Origin of the sequence: uncultured Allobosea sp. (assembly GCF_945957345.1) — a bacterium.
Taxonomy (GTDB): Bacteria; Pseudomonadota; Alphaproteobacteria; order Rhizobiales; family Beijerinckiaceae; genus Allobosea.
In genome coordinates this window covers 61,988-81,147 of record NZ_CAMFKW010000006.1, presented here as the reverse complement: position 1 = coordinate 81,147, position 19,160 = coordinate 61,988, and the positions used below count along the sequence as shown (strand labels likewise).

The following is a 19,160-nucleotide window of genomic DNA, read 5'->3' as shown; positions in this document are numbered from 1 at the left end:
TGAAGAAATTTTTCTTTCAGACTGTCAAATGATTTTTATTTTCTTGCAAAAATGACCTAGTTGAGGCTCGCTTCCGCTGCGCCTATTCCAGGCTGATGGGGAGGATTCCAGCGACGATGGCGACCGCGACTGAACAGGCCGATGTGATCGTGCTCGGCGCTGGCATCGTCGGCGTCAGCGTGGCGCTGCATCTGCAGGAGCGCGGCCGGCGGGTGCTGCTCGTCGACCGCGGCGAGCCCGGCGCCGAGACCAGCCACGGCAATGCCGGTCTGATCGAACGCTCCTCGGTCGTGCCCTATGCCTTCCCGCGCGATCTCAACGCGCTCATCAGCCTGGCCTCGAACCGCTCCATCGCCGTGCGCTATCGCCCGGCGACGCTGCTGCGGATGGCGCCCTGGCTCGCGCGCTACTGGTGGAATTCGGCGCCGAACCGGCTCGACAAACTCGGCCGGGCCATCCTGCCGCTGATCGAGCGCTGCATCGACGAGCACGGGCGCTGGACGCAGGCCGCCGGCACCGAGGCCCTGATGAGGGGCGAAGGCTGGATCGAGCTCTACCGCACCCGGCAAGGGCTCAACGCGGCGACCCGGGGCGCGGCGGAACTCGCCGCCTATGGCCTCAGCTATGATCTGCTCGACGACGACGCGTTGCGCTGTCTCGAGCCCAGCCTGCTCGACGGCGCGGTCGCCGGCGCCGTGCACTGGCGCGACCCCGTTACCGTCAGCGATCCCGGCGCGGTGACACGTGCCTATGCGGCGCTGTTCGTCGCGCGCGGCGGTCTGCTGAAGCCGGCTGATGCGGCCAGCCTGTGCCAGGAAGGCCAGGGATGGCGCTTGTCAGCCGATGGTGCCCAATGGCACGCCCCCGAAACCGTCATCGCCCTCGGCCCCTGGTCGAACGATCTCGTCGAGCGCTTCGGCTATCGCTTCCCGATCGGCTTCAAGCGCGGCTACCACATGCATTACGAGAGCGCTGCCGAGACGGCGCCGCGGCATCCGCTCTGCGATGCCCAGGCCGGCTTCGTGCTGACTTCCATGCAACGCGGCGTCCGCTTGACCACGGGCATCGAGCTGGCCGGACGCGATGAGCCATCGGATTCCTGGCAGCTCGACCGGGCCGAGCGCATCGCGCGGCGGATCATGCCGCTGGGCCGCCGCCTCGACGCCGAGCCCTGGCGCGGCGCCCGCCCCTGCCTGCCCGACATGCTGCCTATCATCGGCGCCGCCCCGCGCCATCATGGCCTCTGGTTCGCCTTCGGCCACGCCCATCACGGCTTCACGCTCGGCCCCGCCACCGGCCGCCTGCTCGCGGAAATGATGACCGGCGCGCCGACGCTCTGCGACCCCGCCCCCTTTGCAGCCGAGCGCTTCCTTCCCGCGGCCCGCACTGCTTGATCCGGGCGGCGGCCCCGTCGCCACTGTCCACCGCCTTCATTCGACGCGTTTCCGCAACGGAGACGCAATAACTCCTCGCTAACGATGATCTGCGAACGATTCAGCTCATGCAGCTGGCTCGGTCGCCCGTTGCTGCGCATCGTGACGATGGATTGAACGATGAAGAGCCTGACGATACGCCGTCGCATCCTGATCAGCTTCGCCGCCATCCTCGCGGTGATGACCGCCATGGCCGGCGCCAGCTATTTCTGGTTCCTGCAGACCGAGCGGGAGGTCATCGACGTCGAGACCAACACCGTCCCCAGCCTCTACTACAGCGCGCAGCTGATGGTGGTCTGGTCTGACAGCACCCGGCTGTCCCGCGACATGGCGCAGGCGGACAATGCAACGGCCAAGAACCAGGCCAGCGAAGCGATCCTCGCCAATCGGGCGCGCGTGCGCGAGCTGCTGAAATCCTATGAAGGCACGGTCGATAGCGATACCGACCGGCGCAACCATGCCACGGCCACACAGCTCGTCGACCAGTTCGCGGCAGCGGAGGACGCCATTATCGCAACCGGCAAGCAGTCGAGCGCCAGCGGTCAGGCCATCGATCAATCCGCCGCCATCCGCAGCGATCTCGACCCGATCGCCGCCAGGATGCGCGGCACGCTGCGTGATATGGTCGATTTCAATAAATCCGAGGCCGATGTCTCGACCCGCAAGATCGTCAGCATCATCCGCTCCGCCGAGCTCGGCCTGCTTGTCTGCTTCGTGGTCGCGCTCGTCCTCGCGATCCTCTGCGGTGTCCTGCTGTTCCGGGCGATCACGATGCCGCTCGGCAAGCTGCTCGGCATCGTCGACCACATGCGGCGCGGCGATTTCAGCGAGCGCCTGACGCTGGAGCGGCGCGACGAGTTCAGCACGCTCGCCGACGGCGTCAACGTCATGGCGGACGATCTCGCCGGGCTGATCGGCCAGATTCAGAAGTCGAGCATCCAGGTCAACACCTCGATCACCGAGGTCGCCGCGACCTCCAAGGAGCAGCAGGCGACGGCCAACGAGATCGCCGCCACGACGACCGAGATCGGCGCGACTGCCAAGGAGATCTCCGCCACCTCCAACGAGCTCGCCCATACGATGGACGAGGTCTCGGCCGTCGCCGAGCAGACCGCGACGCTCGCCAATGGCGGGCAGGCCGGGCTCGCACGCATGGAGAGCACGATGCGGCAGGTGATGGAGGCCGCCGGCGCCATCAATGCCAAGCTCGCGATCCTCAGCGAGAAGGCGGGCAACATCAATCAGGTCGTCACCACCATCACCAAGGTTGCCGACCAGACCAACCTGCTCTCGCTCAATGCCGCGATCGAGGCGGAAAAGGCTGGGCAATACGGCCGTGGCTTCGCCGTCGTCGCGACCGAGATCCGCCGCCTCGCCGACCAGACGGCCGTCTCGACCTACGATATCGAGCAGATGGTCAAGGACATCCAGTCGGCCGTCGCGGCCGGCGTGATGGGCATGGACAAGTTCTCCGAGGAGGCCCGCCGCGGTATGCAGGAGGTACAGCAGGTCGGCGGCCAGCTCTCGGAGATCATCGAGCAGGTCCAGGGGCTGGTGCCGCGCTTCGAGGGCGCCAATGAAGGCATGCAGGCGCAGGCGACCGGCGCGGGCCAGATCAGCGAAGCCTTGTCCCAGCTCAGCGAGGCCGCGCAGCAGACGGTGGAATCGCTGCAGCAGTCGACCTTGGCCATCGACGAGCTCAATCAGGTCTCGAACGGGCTGCGCAGCTCGATCTCGCGCTTCAAGCTGCGCGCCTGACACGAAAGGCGGAACGGAACCGCGGGATGCTGTTTCTGATGTTCCAGCTTGGGCGGGACCGCTACGTGCTCGAGACCGGGCAGGTCGAGGCCGTGCTGCCGCTGCTCGCGACCAAGCAACTGCCCGGCGCGCCCAGAGGCGTGACCGGCGCGATCAGCTATCGCGGCCGGCCCGTACCCGTCGTCGACCTCGCGCTCCTGGCGCTCGGGCGCCCGGCCGAACCGCGCCTGAGCACCCGCATCATCCTGCTGCGCTACCCCTCCGGCCCCGGCCAGGACGATCTCCTTGGCCTGCTGGTCGAGCAGGCCGTCGAGACCGTCGAGCGCGATCCGGCCGACTTCACCGCATCCGGCGTCGAGGCCGGCATGCCGCCCTATCTCGGGCCGGTCGCCAGCGACGAGCGCGGGCTGATCCAATGGGTACGAGGGGAAGCCCTGCTCACGCCCGAAATCCGCGACATCCTGTTCCGTCAGCAAGCGGCGGAGCTGTGATGGACGAGACCGCTCCGATCCGGGATTTCGAGAAGCTGCTCAAGGAGACCATCGGCCTGAGCATGGAGACGGTCGGCGCCTCCGTGATCCGCCATGCCCTGAAGCGGCGGATGGCGGCCTGTGCCATCCGCGATCTCCACGCCTACTGGGCTTTCGTGGTCGAAAGCCCGGCCGAGCGGCAGGAGCTCATCGACGCCGTCATCGTCCCCGAGACCTGGTTCTTCCGCGACCGCGAGGCCTTCGGCGCGATGGTCCGGCATCTGCGCGAGCACCGGAGCTGCAATCGCCCGTTGAAGCTGCTCAGCCTGCCCTGTTCGACCGGCGAGGAGCCCTATTCCATCGCGATGGCCCTGCTCGATGCCGGCTTCCCGGATGGCAGCTTCCAGATCGACGCGATCGATGTCAGCAGCCGCAATCTCACCCATGCCGAACGCGCCATCTACGGCAAGAACTCCTTCCGCGGGGCCGACATCGCGTTCCGCGACCGTTATTTCGAGGCTTGCGAGGGTGGCTTCAGGCCGCATGACATCATCCGTCGGCAGGTCCACTTCCGCCTCGGCAACGTGCTCTCCGCAGCAACGCAGACCGGCCCGGAGGCCTACGATGTCGCCTTCTGCCGGAATCTGCTGATCTATTTCGATCGCGAGACGCAAGGCGCGGCGCTGACCCGGCTCAGGCAGATGCTGGCCGATGACGGCCTGCTGCTGGTCGGCCCGGCCGAGTCAGGCCTGCCGCTCCTGCTCGGCTTCACATCGGTGCGCTTCCCGCGGGCCTTCGCCTTCATCAAGGCACAAGCCGCGCACGCGAAATCCGCCGAACGACCGGCGATGCGAAAGCCGCGGCCCGCGCCGGCCAAGGCTGCCCCTGTGCCGCAGACGACCGCGCCGCGACCGGCTCCGCGCCCCTTCGTGCAGAAGGCGGCTCCCGCTCAGCCAACGGCATTGCGGCCGGATCGGGCGGCAGCGAGCCTGACCGAGATCGAGCGCGCCGCCGATGCCGGGCGCCTGACCGAGGTTCATGCGGCAGCCGAACGCCATATCGCCGAATTCGGCCCGTCACCCGATGCGTTCTACTGGCTGGGGCTCGCCCATGACGCGGCCGACGCGGCGGAGGACGCGATGCGAAACTACCGCAAGGCGCTCTATCTCGCCCCGGACCATCAGCGCGCGCTGGCCCAGCTCAGGCTGCTCCAGCAACGCCTCGGCGACCATAGCGGCGCCAAGGCGCTGGCCGACCGGCTCGACCGGCTGGCGAAGCGGAGCGGCACCTGATGTCCGCTGATCCCCATCCGACCTCCGGCGAGATCGATGAGTGCTGGCGCGAGATCGGCGTCAGCGGCGACCGCTCCTGCCCGGAGCTGGAGGAGCATCTCCACTGCCGCAACTGCCCGACCCATGCGCAGATCGCCCGCAAGCTGCTCGACCGTCCCTTGCCGCCAGGCTATCGCGACGACTGGACGCTGCATTTCGCCAAGCCCGACGAGAAGGCACCCCAAGGCGAGGAGATCGACAGCGTCCTGATCTTCCGCATCGGCGAGGAATGGCTCGGCCTGCCGGCCACGATTTGCCGCGAGATCGCCGAGCCGCGCCCGATCCACTCCCTCCCGCATCGCCGCAGCGAAGCCGTCCGCGGCATCGTCAATGTCCGGGGTGAACTCCTCATTTGCGTCTCGCTGCCCGCCCTGCTCGGTATCGGAGCGGCGGCCGCAGTGCGCGGCGCCGAACGGATCGCCGTCTTCCCCCGCCTTGTCGTCACCGGCGAGGGGGCGCAACATGTCGCCTTCGAGGTCGACGAGGTCCACGGCCTCCACGCCTATCGTGCCCATGAGCGGGGCGCCGTTCCCGCAACGGTCGGCCGCTCGGCAGCGAGCGTCGTCGCGACGATGATCCCCTGGAAAGGGCGCGCGGTCGGTTGCCTCGATGCCGGGCGCCTGCTCGCGCTGATCGACCGGAGCATCGCATGAGCGGCGAGGACCTCAGCGACTTCTCCATGCTCGACCTGTTTCGGGCGGAGCTTGCATCGCAGTCGCAGGCCTTCACCGCCGGCCTGCTGGCGCTGGAGCGCGACCCGACCGCCGCCGCCCACCTCGAAGCCTGCATGCGGGCCGCTCATTCCTTGAAAGGCGCCGCCCGCATCATCGACCTCTCGCCGGCCGTTCAGATCGCGCACGAGATGGAGGAATGTCTCGTCGCGGCCCAGAACGGAAAAATCCGGCTGAGTCGCGCCCATATCGACACGCTTCTGCAAGGCATCGACCTCCTCGCCGCGATCGCCGCCGGAGCGGGCGAACCTGAAGCGCAGACGAAGGGCCGCCTCGAAGCCTTCGCGCAGAGCCTCCACCGGGCTTCCGACGAAACGGACTTGGCCCCGCCGGATGCCGTCGCCGCCGACACGGAACCGCCCCCCGAAGCACCGCCCGCCCCACTAGAAACGACCATACCGGGGGCGGATGGCGCAACCGGCGAGCGCATGGTCAGGGTCACCGCCGACAGTCTGAACCGTCTGCTCGGCCTCGCCGGCGAGTCTCTGATGTCGGCGCGCCGACTGCGGCCCTTCAATGACGGCCTGCTGCGATTGCGGCGCATCCAGACCGAGCTCGGCAAGAGCTTCGAGGACCTGCGCGCCGCGATGCCGGCCGATGCCGATGACCGTGCCGCGCAGGCGCTGGTGACGGCGCAGCTCAAGCTGGCCGAAGGCCAGGCGCTCCTCGCCCAGCGCCTCGACGAGATGGACACGGTCGACCGGCGCGCGACCGATCTCGCCAACCGGCTCTACGACGAGACGCTGGCGAGCCGGATGCGGCCCTTCGAGGACGGCGTCCGCCATTTCCAGCGCAATATCCGCGATATCGGCCGCGCGCTGGGCAAGGCGGTGCGCCTCGACATCGTGGGCGGCGCCACCAGTATCGACCGCGACATCCTCGACCAGCTCGATGCCCCCCTCGGCCATCTCCTGCGCAACGCCGTCGATCACGGCATCGAGGCACCCGAGCAGCGCCGCGCCGCCGGCAAGCCGGCCGAGGGCCTGATCCGGCTCGAAGCCCGGCACAATGCCGGCCTGCTCCAGATCATCATCTCGGACGATGGCGCCGGCATCGATCTCGACGCGCTCCGGCAAGCGACGCTGGCGCGTGGCCTGACCACGGCCGAGACAGTCTGGAACCTCAGCGAGGAGGAACTGCTCGAATTCCTCTTCCTGCCCGGCTTCTCGATGAAGGCGACGGTTAGCGACATCTCGGGCCGCGGTGTCGGGCTCGATGCCGTGCAGGCCATGGTCCGGCAGGTCCGCGGCCAAGTCACCGTCATCTCCGAGCCGGGCATCGGCACCCGCTTCCAGCTCCAGCTCCCCCTGACGCTATCGGTGATCCGCGCCCTCCTCGTCGAGATCGACGGCGAGCCTTATGCCCTGCCGCTGACCGCAATCGCGCGCGCCTTGCGGCTGCCACGCGACAAGATCGAACTGCTCGAAGGCCGCCCGCATTTTCGTCACGGCGAGCAGCAAGTCGGCCTCGTCACCGCCCATGAGATTCTCGGCCGCGGCGAAGCGGCTGCCGGCGAGGCGGAACTGCCGACGGTGGTCGTCGGCGAAGGCGACAATCTCTATGCGCTGATCGTCGACCGGTTCCTCGGCGAGCGCGAACTCGTGGTCCGGCCGCTCGATCCGCGCCTCGCCAAGGTCAAGGATGTCAGCGCTGCGGCACTAATGGATGATGGTTCGCCGGTTCTTATCCTCGATGTCGAGGACCTGATCCGCTCGATGGAGAAGCTTGTTTCCGGTGGGCGCCTCCGGACGCTCGAACGCAGCGTCACGCGCGCCGGTCAGAAGCGGCGCAAGCGCGTCCTCGTCGTCGACGATTCGCTGACGGTGCGCGAATTGGAGCGCAAGCTGCTCGACCATCACGGCTTCGAGGTCGAGGTCGCCGTCGACGGCATGGACGGCTGGAACGCGGTCCGCTCCGATACGTTCGACCTCGTCGTGACTGATGTCGACATGCCGCGCATGGACGGCATCGAGCTCGTCACCCTGATCAAGCGCGACCCCGGCCTGCGCAACCTGCCGGTGATGATCGTCTCCTATAAGGATCGCGAAGAGGATCGCCGCCGCGGGCTCGATGCCGGCGCGGATTACTATTTGACCAAAGGCAGCTTCCACGACGAAACTTTGATCCATGCGGTCGTCGATCTGATCGGCGAACCATGAATCAGAGCATGCGCTGTGGGGGCGTTTCATGAGGATCGGGCTGGTCAACGACCTGCCGATGGCGGTCGAGCTGTTGCGACGCGTCATCGCTTCTACGGCTGAACACGAAGTGGCCTGGATCGCCATGAATGGCCTCGAGGCGGTCGAGGCCTGCCGGCGCGACCGGCCCGACCTGGTCCTGATGGACCTCAACATGCCGGAAATGGACGGCGTCGAGGCGACGCGCCTGATCATGGCCGAGACGCCCTGCCCGATCCTGCTGGTCACGGCCAGCGTCGATGCCAATGTCTCCGGCGTCTACGAGGCGATGGGCTACGGCGCGCTCGACGCGGTCGACATTCCCAGCGTCGGCACCAGCGGCCACAGCTCGGCGCAGACCGCCGCATTGCTGGCGCGCATCGTCACGATCGGCCGCCTCTCGCGCAGCCTGCCGCCGGTGAGCCGCAGCCAGCGACAGCCGCCGGCCCCGGCCTCCCCCTCCCAGCGTCTCGTCGCCATCGGCGCTTCCGCCGGCGGCCCGGCCGCCGTAGCGACGCTGCTGGGCGACCTGCCGCCCGAATTCCCGGCGCCGATCATCCTCGTCCAGCATCTCGACGAGCAATTCGTTCCGGGCTTCGCGAGTTGGCTCGGTCAGCATTGCCGCCTGCCCGTCCGGCCGGCGCGCGAGGGCGACAAGCCGGAGCGCGGAGTGGTGCTGATCGCGGCGAGCGCCAATCACCTCGTTTTCGAGGCGGGCGGAGAGCTCGGCTACCGGATCGAACCACGCGACTATCCTTATCGCCCGTCGGTGGACGTGTTCTTCGAAAGCGTCGCGGAACGCTGGCAGGGGGCGCCGATCGGCGTCCTGCTGACGGGCATGGGGCGCGACGGCGCCCGCGGCCTGAAGCTGCTGCGCGACAGGCAATGTTTGACGATCGCGCAGGACAAGGCCACAAGCGCGGTTTACGGGATGCCCAAGGCTGCAGCGGCCATCGGTGCAGCCGCCGAGATTCTACCGCTGGGCGCGATCGCCCCACGCCTGACCGAGGCGTGCGCCCCATTGTCGTGATGAAGGTTGCCCATGACAGGCGAAACGAAGCCCTCCCTGCCTGATGTCCCGCCGCCGGCCGACAGTTACCTGTCCATGGTCCTGCTGGTCGACGACCAGGTCATGGTCTGCGAGGCCGTGCGGCGCGCGCTCGCCCATCACGGCGATCTCGACTTCCACTATTGCACTGATCCGCTGGAGGCGATCGCCGTCGCCCAGCGCGTCAAGCCGACCGTGATCCTGCAGGACCTCGTCATGCCCGGCGTCGACGGGCTCGACCTCGTGCGGCAATATCGCAAGCATCCGGCCCTGCATGCGATACCCGTCATCGTGCTCTCGACCAAGGAGGACCCGGCGACGAAGAGCGAGGCGTTCCAGGCCGGTGCGAACGACTATCTCGTCAAGCTGCCGGACAAGGTCGAATTGATCGCCCGCGTGCGCTACCACACCCGCGCCTATCTCGATCACCTCCAGCGCGACGAGGCCTATCGCGCTCTGCGCGAAAGCCAGCGCGAACTGATGCGCGCCAATCTGGAGCTGGAGCGCCTGACCCGGATCGACGGGCTGACCGGCCTCGGCAACCGCCGCTATTTCGACGAATACCTCGCCGCCGAGTGGAAGCGCTGCCAGCGCACGAAGAGCCCGCTCTCCGTGCTGATGATCGATGTCGATCATTTCAAGCGCTACAACGACGCCTATGGCCATCTCGCCGGCGACGACGTGCTGAAGCAGGTCGCCCGCGTCATCCAGGACGGCTCGACCCGCTCGACCGATCTCGCCGCGCGCTTCGGCGGCGAGGAATTCGTGGTGATCCTGACCGGCGTGCCTCAGGAAGGGGCGATCCATGTCGCCGAGAGGCTGGTGCAGGGCGTGCGCGACCTCAACATCGCGCACGGTGCCGACCGGGTGACGATCAGCGCCGGCGTGGCGACCGCCTGGCCGGATGCCGAAGGCGACCCGGCACGGCTGGTCAATGCCGCCGACCTCGCCCTCTTCCGCGCCAAGAACGAGGGCCGCAACCGCCTGGTCTATGCGGAACTGCCGCCGCACCGCTGAGCGGCTCCTGCAGGGCAGCCGGCATCCAATCAGTGAAAGCCGGCGGCGCATGGTTCTCTGGCCGGTGCAGGCGGGCCGATGGCAAGCATAGGCAATATCTATTTGCCTGCGCGCCCCCTCGCCTGAAATCCTGAGCTGAAGAGTTCGCCTGCGGTCGCGCGGCGGACCATCGCCGCAATCGCCCCGCAGCAGCTCCCGCCCGATCCGGCCGAGAGGAGACCGTCATGCCCAGCCTCGACACGGCCCGTATCGACATCGAGCGGTTCTGGACCACGATCGAGCGCTCGGCCGAGATCGGCCCGGGCCGTCCGGGCGGCCTCTCGCGTCTCGCCCTCTCCGATGCCGACAAGGAGGTGCGCGACACCTTCGTCGGCTGGTGCCGCGAGGCGGGTCTCACCGTGCGCGTCGACGGCATCGGCAACATCTTCGCCCGCCGCGCCGGCACCGATGACAGCCTGCCGCCGGTGGTGATGGGCAGCCATCTCGACACACAGATCAATGGCGGCCGCTTCGACGGCATTGCCGGCGTGCTCGGCGGTCTCGAAGTCTGCCGCACGCTCGACGCGCTCGGCCATCGCACGCGCCGGCCGATCGAGATCGTCAACTGGACCAACGAGGAAGGTGCGCGCTTCTCGCCGCCGATGGTCGGTTCCGGCTGCTTCGTCGGCGCCTATACGCTCGACTGGGCACAAGGCCGTACCGACGAGGAAGGCCGCACGATCGGCCAGGAGCTCGAGCGGATCGGCTATCGCGGCGAAATGGAAGCCGTGCCCCACGCCTTCGACGCCTATGTCGAGTTCCATATCGAGCAGGGCTACTACCTGGACCGCGACGGCATGCAGGTCGGCGTCGTCACCGGCGGCTTCCCGAGCACCGGCATGCTCGTCGAGTTCAAGGGCGAGACCGCCCATACCGGCCCCTGGCCGATGGAGCGCCGCCGCAACGCCCTTCTGGCCGGCGCCCGCCTGCTGGTCGAGACCGACGAGATCGGCTGGACTTATGCCGGCAGCGGCGGCAAGGCGACCGCCGCGCGCCTTGCCGCCTGGCCGAACAAGCCGGGCATCCTCTCCGACTGGGCGCAGGCCGTCTGCGACGTCCGTCATCCCGATCCCGAAACCTCAGAAGTCATGGCCGAGCGCGTGCGCCGCGCTGTCGGCGAATCCGCTGCCCGCGCCGGCTGCACGGCCGAGATCCTCGACATCTGGAAATGGGGCGGCAGGATTTTCGCGCAGGAGCTGATCGACAGCGTCCGCCAGACCTCGCTGGGGCTGGGCTACCGCACGCAGGACATCCTCAGCCAGGCTGGGCACGACGCCTATTTTGTCGCACGCCATGCGCCCACGACGATGATCTTCGCACCCTGCAAGGGCGGCATCACCCACAACAATGCCGAGCTCTGCACCAGGGAAGACCTGGAACCCGGGCTCAACGTGCTGCTTCACACCGTCATGGCACGGGCGGATCGCTGAGGAGAACCTCGGCGGCCTCCGCCGGCTCCTCCTCGGTCGCGCTGAGCCGCTGCTCGAACAGCCGCAGGAAGGCCTCTTCCGCGGCGCTGAGCTGCATGGCCGGGTTGGAGATGAAATAGAGATCGGCGCCGAGCAGATCCTCCGGCCGGGCCAGGTTCCATAGCGAACGGCTCTCCAGCGCCTCGGCCACGGAAGCCAGCGGCAGGATGCCAATGCCGAGCCCGGCGGCGATCATCCGGGTGACCTCTTCGAGATTGGGGCTGGAGCCGACGACCCGGCTGCCGAGCCCCGCCCCTTCCCTGACCGACACCATCGGCTCCAGCGCCCCGTCCTGCCCGCAGGCGAGCGCGACGAAGGGCTCGTCGCGCAGTTCGGCGAGCGACACGTCCGCGAGCCCGAAGAGCGGATGCCCGCGCCCGCACAGGATGCCGAACTCCTCGCGCAGCAGCGGCCGGCAATCGAGCCCGGCCAGGGGCTTGGCGAGCAGGCAGAAGCCGAAGGGGCTGAGCTTCTGCGAAACCGCCCTGACGATGTCCTGGCTGTTGGCGACGTCGATCCGCACGCTGACGCCGGGATGCTTTCGGTTGAGCAGCGTCAGCGTCCGGTCGAGCGGCGGCAGCACGACATGGGTGACGACGAGCAGCCGAACCAGCCCGGTCAGGTCGTCATGATCCTCCGACAGCCGGTCGCCGATGCGCGCCACGCTGCGGTAGATGTCGACGCATTCCTTGTAGAGCAATTCGCCGCGCTTGGTCAGGACGAAGCGGCGGCTGTCGCGCTGGATGAGCTGGCCGCCCAGCGTCTCCTCCAGCCGCTGCAGGGCAGCGCTGACCGTGGGCTGACGCACGAGCAACCGGTCGGCTGCCCGCGTGATGCTGCGTTCCTCGACGATGACGAGGAAGGTATGCAGCAGGTTCCAGTTGAGATGGTGCAGCTTCGGCTTCGTTCCGCTCAAGCGCGTATCTCTCTTCCCTTGGTGGTCCCTGCCCCTTATGCAAACCCGCTGCCGTGGCAAGCCTATGCTTAGCATAGGAACTGTCTATTGGACCCGGTTTCGGTGCTTCCGTAGGTTCGGCAGAACGCGACATCCTCCAGCGCAGGGGCGACCATGACAGCGACCGGATCATCGGCCGAAGCCTCGATCGCACAGCGCGCCGCGCTCTTCCGCGAGATCGAGACCGCGACGCTCGGCCATATCCTGACCGAGGGGTTCATGGTCCCGGCGATCCAGTGCGTCATCGAGGAACCGCGCGTCTGCGGCCCGGCCTTCACCGTCAGCGTACCGCCCGATGACGGCGCGGTGCTCTCCTGCGCGCTGACACAGGCAAGGCCCGGCGACATCCTCGTCATCGACCGCCAGGGCGACGATCGCCACGCCTGCTGGGGTGCCGTGATGACCGCAGCCGCGCAGGCCGCCGGCATCGTCGGCGTCGTCATCGACGGCTTCGTCACCGATGTCGCGGCGATCCGGGCCTCGGGTCTTCCGGTCTGGTGCCGCGGCCGCTCGCCGCTGACGACCAAGCTCCTCGGCAAGGGCGGCACGATCGGCGAGACCGTCCAGTGCGGCGGCGCGACGGTGCGCCCCGGCGACCTCGTCCTCGCCGACGAGAACGGCGTCTGCGTCATCGATCCCGCCGAAGCCGAGACGCTGGCCCGGACCTGCGCCACCATGCAGGCGGCCGAGCCCGATGTCATCGCGCGCGTCCTCAAAGGCGAACGCATCGACGAGATCAACGGCGCGCGGAAGCTCTGGGAAAAGTTGCGGACTTCGTAGGCTCCGGCCGCAGAATCGCCCATAGAGGCGCGCTCCGGCCGGATGGATCATCCAGAAAACACAGGGGAACAGACCGATGAAGATTTTGGGAACGACCGCGCTGGCCGGCGCGCTTCTGGCCGCCTCCTTCGCCCTGGCACCGGCTCCGGCCATGGCCGGCAAGGCCGACGACACGCTGAATGCCGCCTTCGCGCTGGAGCCGGAAGCGCTCGACACCTACAAGATCGCCGGCCGCGAGGGCCTGATCCTCGCCCGGCACATCTATGACGGCCTGCTCTACAAGGATCTCGACACCGGCGAGATCAAGCCGGCGCTCGCCAAAGCCTGGCGCTTTGTCGATCCCATGACCATGGAGTTCGACCTGCGCGAAGGCGTGACCTTCCATAACGGCGCCAAGTTCACCGCCGACGACGTGGTCTACACCCTGACCACCGTGCTCGACCCCGCCTATGGCACGCGCTTCCGCATCGCCGTGGACTGGATCGACAAGGTCGAGAAGGTCTCGGACTTCCAGGTCCGCATCAAGATGGCCAAGCCCTTCGCCGGCGCGGTCGAGATGCTGGCCGATGCGCTACCGATCTACCCGGCTGCCTATTTCAAGGAGGTCGGATCGGCCGGCATGGCGGCCAAGCCGATCGGCACCGGCCCCTACAAGCTCACCGAGATGACGCCCGGCATCCGCTACGCCTTCGAGCGCTTCGACGGCCACTATGCCGGCAGCCCGAAGGGCAAGCCCGCGATCGGCAAGATCGTGGTGCGCACCATTCCCGAGCTCAACACCCAGTTCGCCGAGCTGATGGCCGGCAAGCTCGACTGGACCTGGCGCATCCCGCCGGATCAGGCAGCGCGCCTCGCCAGCCGCGTCCAGATCGTCAACGGGCCGATCATGCGCATCTCCTATGTCGGCATGACCGTGACCGGAAAGGGCAAGGACTACCCGACCAAGAACCTGAAGGTCCGGCAGGCGATCAACCACGCCGTCAACCGCGAGGCCATCGTCAAGGCCTTCGCCGGCGGCGCCTCGCAGGTGCTGAACTCTGCCTGCAATCCCAAGCAGTTCGGCTGCGCCCAGGACGTGACGAAATACGCCTATGACCCGGCCAAGGCCAAGGCGCTGCTGACCGAGGCCGGCTTCGCCAACGGGCTCGACCTGGAGATGGTCTTCGCCGCCATGCCGCGCCCGGTCGCCGAGGCAATCGCCAATGATCTCGGCAAGGTCGGCATCCGCACCACGCTGAACGAGCAGCAATACGCGGCCGGCGTGCAGAAATGGCGCGCGGGCGAACTGCCGGCCTTCTTCACCAACTGGGGCAGCTACGGCACCGGCGACGTCGCCTTCATCATCTCCAACTTCTTCGGCGGCGGCGCCGACGACCTCGTCCAGGACAAGGACGTCATGGAGCTGGTCAACGCGGCCGACACCTCGCAGGACCGTGCGCTGCGCGAGGCGAACTATTCCAAGGCGCTGAAGAAGATCGCCGATCAGGCCTATTGGCTGCCGATGTACGACTTCAACATCAATTACGGCCTGTCGAAGGACCTGACCTTCAAGCCACATCCGGACGAGTTCGCCCGCTGGTGGCTGTCGAGCTGGAAGTAACAGCTTCATCCGTATCGCCGCGCCGCTACCGGCTTTCGCCGGATAGCGGCGCCATCCCTGCCAGGCAGGCCGACCCGCTATCCCCGGAGCCGTCATGCTGCCCTTTCTCGCGCGCCGCCTGATCGTCGCCGCCCTCGTGGCCCTCGCGGTCTCTGCCGTCGCCTTCGGACTGATGTTCGTTTCCGGCGATCCCGCCGTCGTTCTCGCCGGCCAGGCCGGCCGGGCGCAGGATGTCGAACTGATCCGCCATGCCTATGGCCTCGACCGGCCGATCCCGCTGCAGTTCCTGAGCTGGATCGGCAATGCTTTCGCCGGCAATTTCGGCACAAGCCTCTATTTCAACCTGCCGGTGGCGCCGATTATCGCCGAGCGACTCTCGGTCACGCTGGTCCTCGGCTCCGCCGCCTTCCTGCTCGCGCTCGTGGTCGCTGTTCCGCTCGGCATCCTCGCCTCGCTCAAGCCCGGCGGCACGATCGATCGCATCGCTCTGATGCTGGCCGTGCTCGGCCAGGCGATCCCGAGCTTCTGGCTCGGCCTGATCCTGATCGTCGTCTTCGGCGTCTGGTACGGGCTCGTGCCGATCTCCGGCACCGAAAGCTGGCAGGGCTATATCCTGCCTGTCGTGGTGCTCAGCTACTACGCCATGCCCGCCCTGATGCGCCTGACACGGGCCGGCATGATCGACGTTCTCACCGCCGATTATATCCGCACGGCCCGCGCCAAAGGCGCCTCGCAGCCGCGCGTCCTGCTGGTCCATGCCCTGCGCAACGCCGTGCTGCCGCTGGTCTCGCTCGCCGCTGTCCAGTTCGGCCTGATGCTCTCGGGCTCGATCGTCATCGAGAGCGTCTTCGCCATCAACGGGCTCGGCCGCCTCGCCTGGGAATCGCTGCTGCGCAGCGACCTGCCCGTCGTGCAGGCGATCATCCTGATCCTCTCGCTGATCTACGTGACGCTGACGACAGTGGCCGACCTGATCAATGCCTGGCTCGATCCCCGCTTGAGGAGCGCCTGATGTCGATCGCCGACAGCCCCGCCATCCGCCGACGCAAGCTCTTCAAGGGCCTGGGCGCCAGCAGCGCCATCCGCATCGGCGGCGGCCTGCTCGCCATCATCGTCTTCGTCGCGATCTTCGCGCCCTGGCTCTCGAGCCATGACCCGATCACGCAGGATCTCGGCAAACGCATGGTGGCGCCCTTCTGGTATCCCGGTTCCGACCCGGCCCACTGGCTCGGCACCGACCATCTCGGCCGAGATTACCTAGCCCGCCTGCTCTACGGCGCCCGCGTCTCGCTGCTGATCGGCCTCGGCGTCACGCTCTGCGCCGGGTTCATCGGCACGATGCTCGGCCTCGCCGCCGGCTATTTCGGCGGTCGCACCGACATGGCGATCAGCTTCGTCGTGACGACCCGCCTCTCGCTGCCGATCGTGCTGGTCGCGCTTGCGGCGGTGGCACTCGGCGGCGCCTCGCTGAAGACGCTGGCGATCGTGCTCAGCCTGCTGCTCTGGGACCGTTTCGCGGTGGTGGTGCGCGCCGCGGCACAGAGCCTGCGCAGCCGCGAATTCGTGCAGGCGACCCAGTCCTTCGGCGCCTCGCATCTCTACATCATGCTGCACGGCATCCTGCCGAACCTGCGCAACACGCTGATCGTGGTCGCGACGCTGGAGATCGCCAACGTCATCCTGCTCGAAGCCGCGCTCTCCTTCCTCGGTCTCGGCGCCCAGCCGCCGACGCCCTCCTGGGGCCTGATGATCGCGGAAGGACGCGAACACATCCTGTTCGATCCCTGGCTGATCGCCCTGCCCGGCGCCAGCCTTTGCCTGCTGATCCTGGCGGTGAACCTGCTCGGCGACGGCGTCCGCGACGCACTCGACGAACGGCTCTGAGCGGTTTCAGCCCAGCGCCTTTACCATGTTGCGGGCGATGACGATCTGCTGGATCTGCGAGGTGCCCTCGTAGATCCGGAACAGGCGCGCATCCCGGTAGAAGCGCTCGATGCCGTGATCGGCGATGTAGCCGGCACCGCCATGAATCTGCACGGCCCGATCGACCACGCGTCCGACCATCTCGCTGGCGAAGAGCTTGCAGCAGGCGGCGTCGGTCGCGACATCCTCGCCCCGATCCTTGGCGCGCGCGGTCTCCAGCACCATGCAGCGCGCCGCATAGGCCTCCGTCCGGCTGTCGGCCAGCATCGCCTGCACGAGCTGGAACTCGGCGATCGGCTGGCCGAACTGCTTGCGCTCGACGGCGTAGCGCAGGCTGTCGTCGATCACGCGCTCGGCCATCGCGACGCAGACTGCCGAGATGTGCAGGCGCCCACGATCGAGCACCTTCATCGCCGTGCGGAAACCCTGCCCCTCGCGCCCGCCGAGCAGCGCGTCGGCGGGAACGCGGCAATCCGCGAAGATCACGTCAGAGGTATGCGAGCCACTCTGGCCCATCTTCCTGTCGGTTGGCCCGAGCGAAAGGCCCGGCGTTCCGGCCTCGACGAGGAAAGCCGAAACGCCCTTCGCGCCGGGCTGAGATGGGTCGGTGCGGGCGAACACCGTAAACAGCCCGGCATGCGGGGCATTGGTGATGAAGCGCTTGGTGCCATTGAGGACATAGCCGCCCTGGACCTTCCGCGCCGAGGTCTTCAGTGAGGCCGCATCCGAGCCCGCTTCCGGCTCCGTCAGCGCGAAGGAGCTGATCAGCTCGCCCGAGGCCAGGCGCGGCAGGTAGCGCCGCTTCTGCTCCTGCGTGCCGTCCATGATAAGCCCCTGCGAGCCGATGCCGTTATTGGTGCCGATCAGCGAGCGGAAAGCCGGCGAGGTCTTGCCGAGCTCGAAGGCGACCCGAACCTCCTCCTCCATCGTCAGGCCGAGCCCGCCATATTCCTCCGGGATCGACAGGCCGAACAGCCCCATATCCGCGATCTCCCGGCGGATCTCGGGCGGGATACGATCCTCCTGCGCGACCTGATGTTCCAGCGGCCGCAGGCGTTCGCGCACGAAGCGCGTCACGCTCTCCAGCAGCCCCTGCATCGTCTCGCTGTCCAAGGCCATCGTCCTCTCCCTTGCTTGCCCGCGCCCGGCGCCTCGGGCTTCCTTGACAAGGAAGTACATTTAAATACCTTCCAGCCGGTAAGTAAATATCGAGAGCACGAGGCGGGCGGCGATGGGCGCGGTACTGGAAGGCATCAAGGTCCTCGATCTCACCCGCGTCCTCGCCGGCCCCTGGGCGACCATGACGCTGGGCGATCTCGGCGCCGAGATCTGGAAGATCGAGCAGCCCGGCGCGGGCGACGACACGCGCGGCTGGATGCCGCCCTCGGTCGAGGGCATCTCGACCTATTATCTCGGCGCCAACCGCAACAAGAAGAGCCTCGCCGTCGATATCGGCACGCCCGAGGGCCGCGAGATCATCGTCGGGCTCGCCAAGCAGGCCGATATCCTCGTCGAGAATTTCCGGCCGGCCTCGCTGCGTAAGTTCAAGCTGACCTATGACGACCTCAAGGCGATCAATCCGCGCCTGATCGTCTGCTCGATCTCCGGCTATGGCCGCGGCCACGCACAGGAGGAGCGCCCCGGCTACGACTTCATCATCCAGGCCGAATCCGGCTTCATGGCGATCACCGGGGAGCGCGACGGCGAGCCGATGCGCCTGGGTGTCGCCTTCATCGACCTCGTCACCGGCATGAACGCGGTGCAGGCGGTCCTTGCCGCACTCTACATGCGCGAGCGCACCGGCGAGGGCCAATGGCTCGATATCGGGCTCAATGACAGCGCCTTGTTCCTCCTTGCGAATGTCGCCTCGGGCTATCTCAACACCGGCAAGGAGCATGGCCGCTACGGCAATGCCCATCCCAGCATTGCGCCCTACCAGATCTTCGCCTGCAGCGATGGCCGCATCGCTATCGCCGTCGGCACTAACGAGCAGTTCCGGCGCTTCTGCCGGGTGATCGGCCTGCCCGAGCTGGCGGAAGACCCGCGCTATGCGACCAACCGCAAGCGCACCGAGCATCGCGAAACCCTGCTGCCCCTGCTCGAACGGCATTTCGCCGGCCTGAAGCTTGCCGGAACACTGGCCGATCTGCACGCCGCCGATGTTCCAGCCGGCGATGTCCGCAGCGTCGGGCAGGCCTTGACCAGCGACATCGCGGAATTGCGCCAGAGCGTCTTCTCCGTGCCGGCGCCGACGATCGGGACCTTCCGCTCGGTCCGCAGCCCCTTGCGCCTATCCGCGAGCCCACAGCGGGAGCCGACGCCGCCGCCCGCAGTCGGGGAGCATACCGACGCGATTCTGGCGGAACATCTCGGCCTACTGCCAGAGCAGATCGAGCGCCTGCGCGCTTCCGGTGCGATCGGCTAAGACG

The 19,160-nt window shown here is 67.6% G+C and carries 16 protein-coding genes; 14 read left to right on the top strand and 2 right to left on the bottom strand.

What is annotated here, in order from left to right; all coding sequences use genetic code 11:
• Positions 1-116: 116 nt before the first annotated feature.
• The 9 genes from Q0Q36_RS04695 to Q0Q36_RS04655 all read left to right on the top strand — a co-directional run bounded on the left by Q0Q36_RS04695 (position 117) and on the right by Q0Q36_RS04655 (position 11,434).
• Positions 117-1,394: an FAD-binding oxidoreductase gene (locus Q0Q36_RS04695; RefSeq protein WP_293795939.1), complete on the top strand. Its 1,278-nt coding sequence runs from the start codon at positions 117-119 to the stop codon at positions 1,392-1,394.
• A 159-nt stretch (positions 1,395-1,553) separates the two neighbouring features.
• Entirely contained in the window at positions 1,554-3,191 is a 1,638-nt protein-coding gene (locus tag Q0Q36_RS04690) for a methyl-accepting chemotaxis protein (RefSeq protein ID WP_293795937.1), read from the top strand.
• 26 nt (positions 3,192-3,217) lie between these two features.
• Entirely contained in the window at positions 3,218-3,682 is a 465-nt protein-coding gene (locus Q0Q36_RS04685; RefSeq protein ID WP_293795936.1) for a chemotaxis protein CheW, read from the top strand.
• Entirely contained in the window at positions 3,682-4,953 is a 1,272-nt protein-coding gene (locus Q0Q36_RS04680; protein ID WP_293795935.1) for a protein-glutamate O-methyltransferase CheR, read from the top strand. Before Q0Q36_RS04685 ends, Q0Q36_RS04680 begins: the two co-directional genes overlap by 1 nt.
• On the top strand, positions 4,953-5,645 hold the full coding sequence (locus Q0Q36_RS04675) for a chemotaxis protein CheW (RefSeq protein WP_293795933.1): 693 nt from the start codon (positions 4,953-4,955) through the stop codon (positions 5,643-5,645). Before Q0Q36_RS04680 ends, Q0Q36_RS04675 begins: the two co-directional genes overlap by 1 nt.
• Positions 5,642-7,882: a hybrid sensor histidine kinase/response regulator gene (locus Q0Q36_RS04670; protein WP_293795931.1), complete on the top strand. Its 2,241-nt coding sequence runs from the start codon at positions 5,642-5,644 to the stop codon at positions 7,880-7,882. Before Q0Q36_RS04675 ends, Q0Q36_RS04670 begins: the two co-directional genes overlap by 4 nt.
• A gap of 28 nt (positions 7,883-7,910) precedes the next feature.
• Entirely contained in the window at positions 7,911-8,930 is a 1,020-nt protein-coding gene (locus Q0Q36_RS04665; RefSeq protein ID WP_293795929.1) for a chemotaxis response regulator protein-glutamate methylesterase, read from the top strand.
• 12 nt (positions 8,931-8,942) lie between these two features.
• A complete protein-coding gene (locus Q0Q36_RS04660; protein ID WP_293795928.1) occupies positions 8,943-9,965 on the top strand; it encodes a PleD family two-component system response regulator in 1,023 nt (340 codons plus the stop codon).
• 224 nt (positions 9,966-10,189) lie between these two features.
• On the top strand, positions 10,190-11,434 hold the full coding sequence (locus Q0Q36_RS04655) for a Zn-dependent hydrolase (RefSeq protein ID WP_293795927.1): 1,245 nt from the start codon (positions 10,190-10,192) through the stop codon (positions 11,432-11,434).
• Here the strand turns inward: Q0Q36_RS04655 and Q0Q36_RS04650 are convergent.
• The gene (locus Q0Q36_RS04650; protein WP_293795926.1) at positions 11,412-12,389 is read right to left on the bottom strand and encodes a LysR family transcriptional regulator; all 978 of its coding nucleotides are present in this window, start codon (positions 12,387-12,389) and stop codon (positions 11,412-11,414) included. The genes Q0Q36_RS04655 and Q0Q36_RS04650 overlap by 23 nt on opposite strands.
• Before the next feature lie 153 nt (positions 12,390-12,542).
• On the opposite strand from Q0Q36_RS04650, the gene Q0Q36_RS04645 reads away from it, so the two are divergent.
• The 4 genes from Q0Q36_RS04645 (at position 12,543) to Q0Q36_RS04630 (ending at position 16,692) form a co-directional block, all read left to right on the top strand.
• On the top strand, positions 12,543-13,208 hold the full coding sequence (locus Q0Q36_RS04645; protein ID WP_293795925.1) for an RraA family protein: 666 nt from the start codon (positions 12,543-12,545) through the stop codon (positions 13,206-13,208).
• 76 nt (positions 13,209-13,284) lie between these two features.
• The gene (locus Q0Q36_RS04640) at positions 13,285-14,808 is read left to right on the top strand and encodes an ABC transporter substrate-binding protein (RefSeq protein WP_293795924.1); all 1,524 of its coding nucleotides are present in this window, start codon (positions 13,285-13,287) and stop codon (positions 14,806-14,808) included.
• 94 nt (positions 14,809-14,902) lie between these two features.
• Positions 14,903-15,820: an ABC transporter permease gene (locus tag Q0Q36_RS04635; RefSeq protein WP_293795923.1), complete on the top strand. Its 918-nt coding sequence runs from the start codon at positions 14,903-14,905 to the stop codon at positions 15,818-15,820.
• A complete protein-coding gene (locus Q0Q36_RS04630) occupies positions 15,820-16,692 on the top strand; it encodes an ABC transporter permease (protein ID WP_293795921.1) in 873 nt (290 codons plus the stop codon). Before Q0Q36_RS04635 ends, Q0Q36_RS04630 begins: the two co-directional genes overlap by 1 nt.
• A 6-nt stretch (positions 16,693-16,698) precedes the next feature.
• Here the strand turns inward: Q0Q36_RS04630 and Q0Q36_RS04625 are convergent, their stop codons facing one another.
• Positions 16,699-17,850 carry an acyl-CoA dehydrogenase family protein gene (locus tag Q0Q36_RS04625; protein WP_293795919.1) on the bottom strand — a complete coding sequence of 384 codons (1,152 nt, stop codon included), beginning with the start codon at positions 17,848-17,850 and terminating at the stop codon, positions 16,699-16,701.
• Positions 17,851-17,962: 112 nt separating this feature from the next.
• Between Q0Q36_RS04625 and Q0Q36_RS04620 the strand changes: the two genes are divergently transcribed.
• Positions 17,963-19,156 (top strand): CaiB/BaiF CoA-transferase family protein, encoded by a 1,194-nt coding sequence (locus Q0Q36_RS04620; protein WP_293795918.1) that lies wholly within the window; start codon positions 17,963-17,965, stop codon positions 19,154-19,156.
• Positions 19,157-19,160: the final 4 nt, after the last annotated feature.

What these genes read in the sequence shown, in the direction of transcription:
- Q0Q36_RS04635 (WP_293795923.1), top strand. Translation starts at nt 14,903, where the DNA reads ATGCTGCCCTTTCTCGCGCGCCGCCTGATCGTCGCCGCCCTCGTGGCC.
- Q0Q36_RS04665 (WP_293795929.1), top strand. Translation starts at nt 7,911, where the DNA reads ATGAGGATCGGGCTGGTCAACGACCTGCCGATGGCGGTCGAGCTGTTG.
- Q0Q36_RS04620 (WP_293795918.1), top strand. Translation starts at nt 17,963, where the DNA reads ATGGGCGCGGTACTGGAAGGCATCAAGGTCCTCGATCTCACCCGCGTC.
- Q0Q36_RS04680 (WP_293795935.1), top strand. Translation starts at nt 3,682, where the DNA reads ATGGACGAGACCGCTCCGATCCGGGATTTCGAGAAGCTGCTCAAGGAG.
- Q0Q36_RS04690 (WP_293795937.1), top strand. Translation starts at nt 1,554, where the DNA reads ATGAAGAGCCTGACGATACGCCGTCGCATCCTGATCAGCTTCGCCGCC.
- Q0Q36_RS04640 (WP_293795924.1), top strand. Translation starts at nt 13,285, where the DNA reads ATGAAGATTTTGGGAACGACCGCGCTGGCCGGCGCGCTTCTGGCCGCC.
- Q0Q36_RS04630 (WP_293795921.1), top strand. Translation starts at nt 15,820, where the DNA reads ATGTCGATCGCCGACAGCCCCGCCATCCGCCGACGCAAGCTCTTCAAG.
- Q0Q36_RS04655 (WP_293795927.1), top strand. Translation starts at nt 10,190, where the DNA reads ATGCCCAGCCTCGACACGGCCCGTATCGACATCGAGCGGTTCTGGACC.
- Q0Q36_RS04625 (WP_293795919.1), bottom strand. Translation starts at nt 17,850, where the DNA reads ATGGCCTTGGACAGCGAGACGATGCAGGGGCTGCTGGAGAGCGTGACG.
- Q0Q36_RS04695 (WP_293795939.1), top strand. Translation starts at nt 117, where the DNA reads ATGGCGACCGCGACTGAACAGGCCGATGTGATCGTGCTCGGCGCTGGC.
- Q0Q36_RS04645 (WP_293795925.1), top strand. Translation starts at nt 12,543, where the DNA reads ATGACAGCGACCGGATCATCGGCCGAAGCCTCGATCGCACAGCGCGCC.
- Q0Q36_RS04670 (WP_293795931.1), top strand. Translation starts at nt 5,642, where the DNA reads ATGAGCGGCGAGGACCTCAGCGACTTCTCCATGCTCGACCTGTTTCGG.
- Q0Q36_RS04675 (WP_293795933.1), top strand. Translation starts at nt 4,953, where the DNA reads ATGTCCGCTGATCCCCATCCGACCTCCGGCGAGATCGATGAGTGCTGG.
- Q0Q36_RS04660 (WP_293795928.1), top strand. Translation starts at nt 8,943, where the DNA reads ATGACAGGCGAAACGAAGCCCTCCCTGCCTGATGTCCCGCCGCCGGCC.
- Q0Q36_RS04685 (WP_293795936.1), top strand. Translation starts at nt 3,218, where the DNA reads ATGCTGTTTCTGATGTTCCAGCTTGGGCGGGACCGCTACGTGCTCGAG.